Here is a 10,457-nt window from a genome sequence, read left to right as displayed (position 1 = left end):
CCCCTGAAGGGGCGCGGGGAACTGCGCGACCAGCCCCCACCGGCCCGCGGGCGAACGACAACCCCCATTCGAACGCCGGCAGCCGCCACAGGGCTTGACTGCTCCCGGACAGCTGCGCGACATTGAAGCCCGGCATCCGGCGCTTCAGGGGGCAAGTCGCCCATGCAGACCATAGGTATCAAGTCATCATCATCGGACCCGGCCGACCAGGACGGCGACGAGCGGTTACGACAGGCGCGGACCCCGGCAAGGGACCTGCTCCCCCTGCTCGCGGGAGCGGCCACCACAACCGCCGGCGTGGGTGCCGTACTGGCCCTCGCCGACATCGACTCCCCCCTGCGCGCCCCCTTCACGCTCTTCTTCCTGCTCGCCGCCCCCGCCGCCGCCGTGGCGACCGCCCTGCGGAACCTGGAACCGGTCGGCCGCGTCCTCGCGTCCCTGTCGGCAGCGGTAGCTGTCAATCTTCTGGTCGCCCAGGGCATGCTCGCCGTGCACCGGTGGTCGGTCCCGGGCGGAATCGCGGCTGTGGCCGCACTCAGTTCCCTCATTCTTCTGCTGGTCCTGGTACGGCGCCTGCGCGGCCGTACGGCGAGAAGACGGGTTTCCTGACGTGGACGACGTGGACATCAGCGTGTACCGCCCCGGTGAACTGACCTCCGCCGACCGCTCGGCGTGGACGGCCTTCCAGTCCAAGGCCCACCTGCACGACACACCGGAACTCGCGAACCCGTTCCTGTCCCCGGAGTTCACGCTTGCCGTGGGCCGCTGCCGGCGCGGCGTACGGATCGCGGTCATCAGGGAGAACGGCGAACCCGCCGCGTTCTTCCCCTTCCACACCACCGCCGCGGGCGTCGGCCGGGCGATAGGTCTCGGCATCTCGGACTGCCAGGGGCTGGTCCACCGCCCCGGTTTCACCTGGGACGCCCGCGAGCTGCTGCGGGCCTGCGGCCTGTCCGTGTGGGAGTTCGACCATCTGGCGGGCGGGCAGACGCCGTTCGAGGCAGGAGCCTCCGGCACCTTCCCGTCCCCGGTCATCGACGTGGACCGCGGTTACGAGGCCTATCTGACCCAGCTGCGCGCCCAGTCACCCAAGTTCACCCGGACCACGCTCGCCAAGGAGCGCAGGCTGGGCCGCGACCACGCGGACATGCGGTACGTGCACGACGAGCGCGACCCCGAGGTGCTGAGCACGCTGATGCGCTGGAAGTCGGCGCAGTACCGCAGGACCGGCCGCAGCGACCGCTTCGCGCACGACTGGATCACCCGGCTGGCACAGCAGCTCTTCCACAGCCGTTCCGACTCGTTCGCCGGGCTCCTGTCGGTGCTCTACGCCGACGGCCGGCCGATCGCCGCGCACTTCGGACTGCGTTCCGAGCGGGTGCTGGCGTGCTGGTTCCCCGCGTACGACCCGGCGTTCTCGAAATACTCCCCCGGACTGATCCTGCATGTGCGCATGGCCGAGGCGGCCGCCGCCGACGGCATCGCCTATCTGGATCTCGGCCGGGGCCAGAAGGAATACAAGGACTCCCTGAAGACACGGGAACTCACCGTGTCCGAAGGGTGGGTTGCGCGCCGCCATCCCGTGGCGTTCGGACACCGGGCGCGACGCGCCCCCGTCCGCGCTCTGCGCAATGCGGTGCTGGGGAGGCCGGAGTTGTTCGAGCCGGCCGACAGGATGCTCAAACGGATGGGGAAGATCCGTTCGGGCGGTTGAGTAACGGCCAAAACAACAAAAACGTGAGGCCATGTTCCAGGTCTTGCCATAGCGTCTCAATCATCAATACCGTCGTACATCTCACCCGCATCGGTCCATCAGTGCATATGCGATCTAGGGGAGGGCTCAAGATCGCGACGAGGGCCCGGCGCGGGGCGCGGTAGGGGGGTGCCGTGCTCGGTGACCGCAATTGTGCCGAGCACTGCCGCGAGACCGACCCAGACAGTCGGCCAGTTATGCCAGCTCACCCGGCATGAACGGAGCTCTATTTCGGCATGCCGTGAGTGAGAAACCCCCCTTTCGAACCGGACAAAGAACCGGACCGCCCAGGGGCGGGCGGTCCACCGGACGAGAGGGACCAGACTCAATGACTTCTTTTCTGCGCCCGGCGGATTCGGAACAAGATCGGGTCAAGGATCCGATCCAGAATGCGATGCAAGGTCAGATTCAAGGTCGTATTCAGGATCAGATCACTGCCAGCACGTACCGGCCCATATCAACTCACCTGGCCATAGCGCCTCCGGTGAGCATCGTGATTCCCGCCATGAACGAGGCGGAGAATCTTCCGTTCGTCTTCAAGACGCTTCCGCAGTGGATTCACGAAGTGGTGCTCGTCGACGGGAATTCCACCGACGACACCGTGGCGGTCGCCCGTGAGCTGTGGCCCGACGTCAAGGTCGTCGGGCAGCGCGGGAAGGGCAAGGGCGACGCCCTGATCACCGGTTTCGAGGCGTGCACCGGCGACATCATCGTGATGGTCGACGCGGACGGCTCGGCCGACGGTCACGAGATCGTCAGTTACGTCTCCGCGCTGGTCTCCGGGGCCGACTTCGCGAAGGGTTCACGGTTCGCCAACGGCGGTGGCACGGACGACATGACACCGATCCGCAAGCTCGGCAACTGGGCCCTGTGCACGGTCGTCAACCGCAAGTTCGGCGCGCGCTACACCGATCTCTGCTACGGATACAACGCGTTCTGGCGGCACTGCCTGGACAAGATCGACCTCGACTGCACGGGGTTCGAGGTGGAGACCCTGATGAACATCCGGGTGGTCAAGGCGGGGCTCAAGGTCCAGGAGATACCGAGCCACGAGTACGTACGCATCCACGGCGCGAGCAATCTGCGGGCCGTGCGCGACGGGCTGCGGGTGCTCAAGGTGATCCTCAAGGAGCGCTCCAACCGGCGCTCCCTGCGTCGCCGGCCGCACGCGGTCACGCTCAACTCCGGTGCGGGAGAAACGTCTTGAACGCTCCGGACATCTCCGTGGTGATCTGTGTCTACACCGAGGACCGCTGGGAGGACATTCTCGCGGCGGTCGCCTCGGTGCGGGCGCAGTCCCGGCCCGCGCGGGAGATCCTGCTGGTCGTCGACCACAACCAGACGCTCCTGGACCGGCTGTCCAAGGAGTACGAGGAGCACGGGAAGTACAAGGAGCACGGGAAGTACAAGGAGTACGGGGAGTACGGGGAGTACGAGGAACACGAGGGGCGCGAGAGGACCGGGGAGGTGCGGGTGCTCGCCAACGCGGGCCCCCGTGGCCTGTCCGCGGGCCGCAACACCGGTATCGCCGCCTGTCGCGGTGACGTCATCGCCTTCCTCGACGACGACGCGGTGGCCGAGCGCGACTGGCTGCGCCACTTCGCCGAGGGGTACGCGGATCCGCGGGTGATGGCGGTCGGCGGCCGGACGATGCCGATCTGGGCGTCGGGCCGCCGGCCCGTCTGGTTCCCCGCGGAGTTCGACTGGGTGGTGGGCTGCACGTACAAGGGGCTGCCGCCCGGCCGGGTCCGGGTGCGCAACGTGCTCGGCGGCAACGCGTCGTTCCGCCGTACCGCCTTCGACGCGGCGGGCGGCTTCGCGACCGGTATCGGGCGCGACGGCGACAGACGTCCGCTGGGCTGCGAGGAGACGGAGCTGTGCATCCGGCTCACCCGGGCCCGGCCGGACGCCGTCCTGCTGATCGACGACCGGGCGGTGATCCACCACCGGGTGCCGAAGGCACGCGAGCACTTCGCGTACTTCCGCACCCGTACGTACGCCGAAGGTCTGTCCAAGGCCCTGGTCGCCCGGAGCGTCGGCGCGGGCAAGGGGCTTGAGTCGGAGCGCCGCTACACCACGCGCGTCCTGCCCGCCGGGGTCGCGCGCGGGTTGCGCGACGCCCTGTTCGCGCGCCCCGGGGGCGCGGGCCGGGCCGCCGCCATCGTCGCCGGGGTGGTGACGGCGGCGGGCGGGTACGCCCTCGGGAGCGTCCGGGCGCGCAGGGGTGGAACCACGTTCGCGGCGCTCCCGATCGAGCGGAACAGCCGGACCGGGGGCACCGACGCGATCGAGCGGACCGAGGGGGCCGAGCCATGAGTGGATCACCCGAGCCGCGCGTGCCGATCCTCATGTACCACGCGGTGGCGAAGGCACCGAACGACGCCACCCGCGCGCTGTCCGTGACACCCGAGGCGTTCGCCGAACAGATGGCGCTGCTGCGCGGCTCGGGCTTCACCCCGGTCGACACCGCGCTGCTCGCCGAGTGCTGGCGCGACTCGGCGCCACTGCCGGAACGCCCCGTGCTGATCACCTTCGACGACGGCTACGAGGGCGTGCACCGGCACGCCCTGCCCGTGCTCGCCCGGCACGGCTTCGCGGCCACGCTGTTCGTGTCGACCGGCTGGCTGCGCGGGGAGTACGACACCGGGGGCGGCCTGGACGTCATGCTCGACTGGGACCAGGTGCGCGAACTGGCCTCCGCCGGGGTCGAGATCGGCGGCCACAGCCATACGCATCCGCAGCTGGACCAGCTGCCCGACGACGCGCTGCGCTACGAGCTGCGGCACTGCCGGGAGATCATCGCCGCCGAACTGGGCGTGCTCCCGGCGTCGTTCGCGTACCCGTACGGCTACTCCAGCCGCCGGGTGCGCCGGGCCGTGCGCGAGGCGGGCTTCACCCAGTCGCTCGCCGTGGGCAACGCTCTCGCGCGCCGCCGCCAGGGACCGTACGCGCTGCGGCGGGTCACCGTGCGCCGCAGCACCGGGATCGGGGAGTTCGAGCGGCTCGTCGAGGGCCGCGCGATCACCCGTATCTTCGCCAGGGACCGTGCCCTCACCAAGGGGTACTCCATGGTCCGCAGAGCACGACAGGTTCGCCGGAAGGCCATCCGTTCCCGTGTCTGACACGACCACGGCCGAAGCCGACACCCCCGTACCCGATCCACCCGAGCGGTCCGGGCGGCGTTTGCGCCTGCCCCGGCTGGGTCCGTCGCCCGGCGGCAGCCAGCTGTTCCGGAACGCCTACGCCCTGATGCTGAACACCGGTATCTCGGCCGTCCTCGGGCTCGGCTTCTGGCTGGCCGCCGCCCGCTACTACTCCGAGTCCGCGGTCGGCCAGGGCTCCGCCGCGATCGCCGCGATGAAACTCCTCGCGGGCCTCACGGCGGTGACGCTCACGGGCGCCCTGGCCCGGTTCATCCCGGTGGCGGGCCGCGGCACCGGTCGGCTCATCTTCCGTACCTACGCGGGCAGTTCGGTGGTCGTGGCGCTGGCCGCGGGCGTCTTCCTGCTCACGCTGGGGCTCTGGGGATCCTCGTACCGCTTCCTGCACGACCCGCTCATCGGGATCTGTTTCGTCCTGTCGGTCGTCGCCTGGTCGGTGCTGACCCTCCAGGACGGTGTGCTGACCGGGCTGCGCAGCGCCCTGTGGGTGCCCGTCGGCAACACCGTGTTCTCGGCGGTCAAGCTCGCGCTGCTCGTGGCGTTCGCGTCGGCGATCCCGACCATGGGTGTCTTCGTGTCGTGGGTCGCGGCCATCGCGGTGTCCGTGCTGCCGCTGGGCTGGCTGGTGTTCCGGCGGCTGGTCCCCCGGCATGTGGAGGCGACCGCCGAGGGCGCCGAGCCGCCCACCCTGCGGGAGATCGGGCGGTTCCTGGCCGGCGACTACACGGGCTCGCTGTTCTCGCTCGCCGTCGTCTACCTCGTCCCGGTGATCGTGGCCTCGCAGGTGAGTTCCGCCGACAACGCGTACTTCTACATCACCACCACCATCGGCGGCACGATCAACCTGCTCGCCATCAACATGGGTGCCTCGCTGACCGTCGAGGGCTCGCACGACCCGGCACGGCTCGCCGCGAACACCCGGGCGGCGCTGCGCCGGATGGCACGGATCATGCTGCCGGTGGCCGGGGTGCTGTTCTTCGGAGCGCCCTGGATCCTCGGCGTGTTCGGCCAGGGGTACGCGGACGCGGCGACGCCGCTGCTGCGCTGGTTCGCGGTCGGCGCGGTGCTGCGGGTCGTCATGGAGACGTACTTCGCGGTGCTGCGCGCCCAGAGCCGCACCTCCGGACTCGCCTGGCTGCAGGGCCTGTTGTGCGTCCTGGTCCTCGGGCTGACGGTGATCCTGCTGCCCCGCATGGGACTGACCGGCGCGGGTGTCGCGGAGATCTCCAGTCTCGCGGTGATCGTGCTGCTCGCCGCTCCCCGCCTCTACCGGATCGTCATGACCGCGCAGCCCGGGGAAGCCGGCGGGGACGCGGCGCCCGACGGAGATCTGGCGGACCTGGGCGCCCGCGAGGTGCCCGGCCCGCAGGAGGAGGGGCCGGGGAAGGACGGGGCACGCAAGGACGGGCCGAGGAAGGGCCGCGGTCCGGCCTGGGCGCAGCGCCTGGACACGGACACGCTGGCGCTCGGTGTCCAGCTCGACTTCGACCACCTGGAGCGACGGCCGGACGTACGACCCGGTCCCGGGACACCGCCCGCCGGGATACCCGCGGTCGACCGGCCGGACCGCCCGCGGGGACCCCGGCCGGACCACCGGCCGACCTGGGCGCTGCGGACTCCGCAGACTCCCCCGCAACAGCTCCCCGCCTCACGGCTGGAGTTGGGCCTGCCCGTCGAACGGCGGGAACCGGGCTCGGAGACGTCCCTCAGCCCGTCCGAGATCGAGGTGGACGCCCCCTTCGACCCACCGGTCGGCGGCGTTCCCGAGGAAGTGGACGGCGTACGGGAGGCAGGCGCGTCCGGCACGGGCGGCGCGTCCGGAGCCGTACGGGAGGCGGACGGGCCCGGACCGGCGGAGCCGCCGGCCGCCGGATGGCAGCGGCTGCGGCCGACCCGGCTCGGGGTGCTGCTCGGTTCTCTGCTGACGGCCGCGCTCGTCCTGTACTGGGTGCCGGCGTCGGAGCTCGGGGAGCGCGATCTCGACCGGATGGGCGGGCTCGGTCTGATCTCCGTCCTGCCCACGGCGACCCTGGCCGGGGCCGGACTGCTGGTCCTGGTGTTCGCCTCGCTGCTGTGGCTCGGGCGCGAGCACAAGGCACTGCTCATGGTCACCCTGCTGGCCACCGTGGTGTCCCTGCACGCGCTGCCCGCCGTGATCGAGACCGAGCCGCGGTTCGCGACGGCCTGGCAGCACCTCGGCTTCATCGACTACATCGACCGGACCGGCTCGGCCGTACCCGACCTGGACGCCCGCTGGAGCTGGCCGGGCTTCTTCGCGGCAGCCGCCTTCCTCTCGAAGGCCTGCGGGATCGACGACCTCACCGAGGTCATCCGCTGGTGGCCGACCGCCATGCAACTCCTGTACCTGGCACCGCTGTTCCTGCTCGTACGCCATATGCGGGCGAGCTGGCGCGCCCAGTGGACCGGCATCTGGATCTTCGTGCTCAGCGGCTGGGTGGGCCAGGACTACTTCTCCCCGCAGGGCTTCACCTACCTCCTCTACCTCGTCTTCGTGGCGATCCTCCTGGTGTGGTTCCGGGCGCCACGGGTGCTGTGGACGAGGATGCGGCCCGGCGAACTGGAGGTCGAGCCGACCGGCCGGCGCGAACGGGCCGTGCTGCTCATGGTGCTGATCGGTCTGTTCATGGCGACCGTGCCGGCCCACCAGCTGACGCCGTTCGTGATGCTGGGCGTCCTCGCGGTCCTCGTCCTGGCCGGCCGCTCAGAACTGCGGGGGCTGCCGATCCTGTTCGCCGTCGTGGTCAGCGTATGGATCGGCTTCCTCGCCGAGCCGTACTGGTCGGGGCACTTCGGCGAACTGTTCGGTGGCGTCGGCGGGGTCGGCGACAACGTCTCGTCCTCGGTCTCCGGCCGTATCGGGGAGGGCAGTTCGTCCCACACACTCGTCCTCTACGCACGCGTGGCACTGGCCGGCGGTGTGCTCGCGCTCGCCTGCTGGGGCTGGTGGCGCCGACGCGACCACAAGTACCGCGAACGGTCGCTGCTCGTCCTCACCTTCGTCCCGTTCCTCGGCTTCGGCCTGCAGTCGTACGGCGGCGAGATGGCACTGCGCGTCTTCATGTTCGCGCTGCCGGGCGCGGCCCTGCTCGCCGGCCTCGCGCTCTTCCCGCGGACCGGCGTCACCGCGGACGAACGGGACAAGGACCGGGTGAGCCTCGCGCCGCTCGCCGCGCTGATGGCGGGCCTCGTCCTGATGGGCGGCTTCCTCGTGGCCCGCTGGGGCAACGAGCCCTTCGAGCGGATCAGGCCGGGCGAGGTCGCCGCGATGGAGTACGTGTACGCCCACGACAGGCCCACGACACGGGTGCTGTGGCTGAGCAACGACACGGTGAACAACGTGACGCCCGCGATGCCGTGGGGCACCCGGGACATGGAGAAGGTGAACTACGTACCGACGCTCGCGCCCGCCGATCCCGTGCTGGTGTCGAGCCTGGTCAAGTCGCTCAAGGACGCGGGCCCGAACTCGTACCTCATGATCAACCGTAGCCAGGTGACCTATCTGCAGCTGGACATCGGCTACTCGAAGACGTACGAGTACCGGCTCATCCGCAACCTCGACGCGCGGCAGGAGCTGCGCAAGGTCTTTGTGAACGAGGACGTGTCCCTGTACGCGCTGCGGCAGCAGCCGAGCGGCAAGGTCGCCAAGGCCGACCCCGGCCCGATCGGTCCGCAGGTGACCTGGACGCCGTGGTCGGTGGTCGGCGCGCTCGCGGCGGTCGCACTGATCGCGCTGCTCGCGACGCGGGAGGTAGTGCGGGTGGCCGCACGCCCGAGCGTGCGGCAGCACCTGTGGCTGCAGGCGACGTTCTGGTTCTCGCTGCCCCTACTGGCCCTGCTGCTGGCGTCCTTGATCCAGAGGTTCCTGACGATGGCCTGAGCCACCGTTGGGGGCGCGGGGCTTTTAGGGGCGCGGGGAACTGCGCAGTCTTTTGGCTTTTAGGGGCGCGGGGAACTGCGCAGTCTTTGGTTTTTAGGGGCGCGGGGAACTGCGCGACAAGCCCCCACCGGCCCGCAGCCGACACACGACCCGCCCCGCCCCCACCGGCTACCCGCTACCGGCGAACCCACTTCACTTCATACGCGCCCATGTCGAACCGCTTCCCATCGACCCGCGCACTGATCGCGCGCCCGAGCGTGTTCACCACAAGAACAACCCGCTCGGACGCAAGCACCCGCACATTGGGCCGGTCGTCCGCCGCGACAGCCACCGACTCGTACCCCGTCCCGGGAGGGAACTCCGCCCCGAACCGGGAGAGAAGGCCGAGCATCGGCAACGGCTCACCCCCCGAGGAGCGGTCCGTGGGCGTCCACAGACACCCCGCGCACCCGCCCCCGCCCCCCTTCTCCGTCTCCGGATTCCAGTAGAAGCCGGACGTGGCCCCGCCCCGCACCATGGCGATCAACGCGGCCGCGTGCACGGCGACCCGGTGCGACTCGGACCACCCGTCCCGTACGTCGTCGCGGTCCGCCGGCTCCACGTAGTACTCGGCCCACCACAGGGGCAGCTCACCGGTCCGCGACCGGACCCACCGGCTCACGGCCGTGAACTTCCCGGTCGCCGCGAACTCGTCCGGCAGCAGCTCGTCGTCCCGGGTGTAACTGGATCCGTCGACGACGACGAAATCCGCGCCCGCCTTGTGCTTGTTCCAGTAGTCGAAGGCGTCGAGCACCCGTTGGTCCAGCGCGCCCCAACTGCCCCTGACCGTGGGCGAGGCGTCCTCCTTCTGGCGGGGGTCGAGACTGTCCATCACCAGGTAGGGGCCGCCGACCTCGATGTCCTTGTCGACCTTCTTCAGCGCCTTGTAGACGAGGTTGTACAACTCCGTGTAGCCCTCGTAGTCCCAGCGGGCCGCGGAGTCGTTCCAGAAACCCTTGAACTCGTTCCACACGATGAAGTGGCGTACGTCCGGATAACGCCTGGCGACGGTCGCGGCGAGTGCGGCGTAGTCCTTGTAGTGGGCGCGGTCCGGAGCGGTCTCCAGGGCCGCCTGGCTCCAGTCGGTCCGGTCGGAGCCGCCTTCGCCGCCCTTCATCCAGTCCGGCGCGCAGCACAGCGTGACGACCGGCGTGCCGCCCGTCCCGCGGACGAAGTCGATCCGGCGGTCCATCGCCTCGAAGTCGTAACGCCCCTTCACCGGCTCGGGGTTGTCGGCGCCCCAGCCCATGATGTGCTGGATCTGCGGCGGGGACTCCTCACCCAGACGCTCCTCCACGCGCTTCGTGGCCGCCGCGCTGCCCTCGTCGGCGCTGTACTGGGTGTGGGTGAACCCCCAGCCCACTTCCGGTTTCGGCGCCGGGGCCACGGACGGCGTGCCGTGCACCTTGCCGCCGTCGCGGGTCGTGCCCGCCTCGCTCCCCGCGCTTCCCGGCAGGGTGTGGATCAGAGTCAGGACCAGGGCCAGAGCGGCCACACCCACGCCGAGCAGAGCGGTGAAGCGCCACCGCCGAGCCCCCGAATTCCACCCATGACGTGCCATCAAGGACAACAGTAACCGCGCGTGTCAGCGGCGGAACAGCTTCCG

The 10,457-nt window shown here is 70.2% G+C and carries 7 protein-coding genes; 6 read left to right on the top strand and 1 reads right to left on the bottom strand.

The genetic code is table 11. The features are described from left to right. The first annotated feature begins 162 nt into the window (after nucleotides 1-162). The 6 genes from ACFWGJ_RS17845 to ACFWGJ_RS17820 all read left to right on the top strand — a co-directional run bounded on the left by ACFWGJ_RS17845 (nucleotide 163) and on the right by ACFWGJ_RS17820 (nucleotide 8,812). Nucleotides 163-609 (top strand): hypothetical protein, encoded by a 447-nt coding sequence (locus ACFWGJ_RS17845; protein ID WP_387325238.1) that lies wholly within the window; start codon nucleotides 163-165, stop codon nucleotides 607-609. A 10-nt stretch (nucleotides 610-619) separates the two neighbouring features. Beyond that, the gene (locus ACFWGJ_RS17840; RefSeq protein WP_387325243.1) at nucleotides 620-1,714 is read left to right on the top strand and encodes a GNAT family N-acetyltransferase; all 1,095 of its coding nucleotides are present in this window, start codon (nucleotides 620-622) and stop codon (nucleotides 1,712-1,714) included. A gap of 433 nt (nucleotides 1,715-2,147) precedes the next feature. After that, nucleotides 2,148-2,960 carry a glycosyltransferase family 2 protein gene (locus ACFWGJ_RS17835; RefSeq protein ID WP_387325237.1) on the top strand — a complete coding sequence of 271 codons (813 nt, stop codon included), beginning with the start codon at nucleotides 2,148-2,150 and terminating at the stop codon, nucleotides 2,958-2,960. Beyond that, nucleotides 2,957-4,069, top strand: coding sequence for a glycosyltransferase family 2 protein (locus ACFWGJ_RS17830; RefSeq protein WP_387325235.1), 1,113 nt, complete (start codon nucleotides 2,957-2,959; stop codon nucleotides 4,067-4,069). Before ACFWGJ_RS17835 ends, ACFWGJ_RS17830 begins: the two co-directional genes overlap by 4 nt. Beyond that, nucleotides 4,066-4,875, top strand: a complete 810-nt coding sequence (locus ACFWGJ_RS17825; RefSeq protein ID WP_387325233.1) for a polysaccharide deacetylase family protein — start codon at nucleotides 4,066-4,068, stop codon at nucleotides 4,873-4,875. Before ACFWGJ_RS17830 ends, ACFWGJ_RS17825 begins: the two co-directional genes overlap by 4 nt. Continuing rightward, a complete protein-coding gene (locus tag ACFWGJ_RS17820; protein ID WP_387325230.1) occupies nucleotides 4,868-8,812 on the top strand; it encodes a lipopolysaccharide biosynthesis protein in 3,945 nt (1,314 codons plus the stop codon). Before ACFWGJ_RS17825 ends, ACFWGJ_RS17820 begins: the two co-directional genes overlap by 8 nt. A gap of 175 nt (nucleotides 8,813-8,987) precedes the next feature. Here the strand turns inward: ACFWGJ_RS17820 and ACFWGJ_RS17815 are convergent, their stop codons facing one another. Continuing rightward, nucleotides 8,988-10,412: a xylan 1,4-beta-xylosidase gene (locus ACFWGJ_RS17815; RefSeq protein WP_387325228.1), complete on the bottom strand. Its 1,425-nt coding sequence runs from the start codon at nucleotides 10,410-10,412 to the stop codon at nucleotides 8,988-8,990. Nucleotides 10,413-10,457: the final 45 nt, after the last annotated feature.

Source organism: Streptomyces sp. NPDC060205 (genome assembly GCF_042728395.1).
GTDB lineage: Bacteria > Actinomycetota > Actinomycetes > Streptomycetales > Streptomycetaceae > Streptomyces.
The sequence above is the reverse complement of the archived record's forward strand: the minus strand, read 5'-3'. Positions and strand labels throughout refer to the sequence as shown.

Coding starts and splice junctions, on each gene's coding strand:
- ACFWGJ_RS17825 (WP_387325233.1), top strand. CDS start 4,066: ATGAGTGGATCACCCGAGCCGCGCGTGCCGATCCTCATGTACCACGCG.
- ACFWGJ_RS17815 (WP_387325228.1), bottom strand. CDS start 10,412: ATGGCACGTCATGGGTGGAATTCGGGGGCTCGGCGGTGGCGCTTCACC.
- ACFWGJ_RS17845 (WP_387325238.1), top strand. CDS start 163: ATGCAGACCATAGGTATCAAGTCATCATCATCGGACCCGGCCGACCAG.
- ACFWGJ_RS17835 (WP_387325237.1), top strand. CDS start 2,148: ATGCAAGGTCAGATTCAAGGTCGTATTCAGGATCAGATCACTGCCAGC.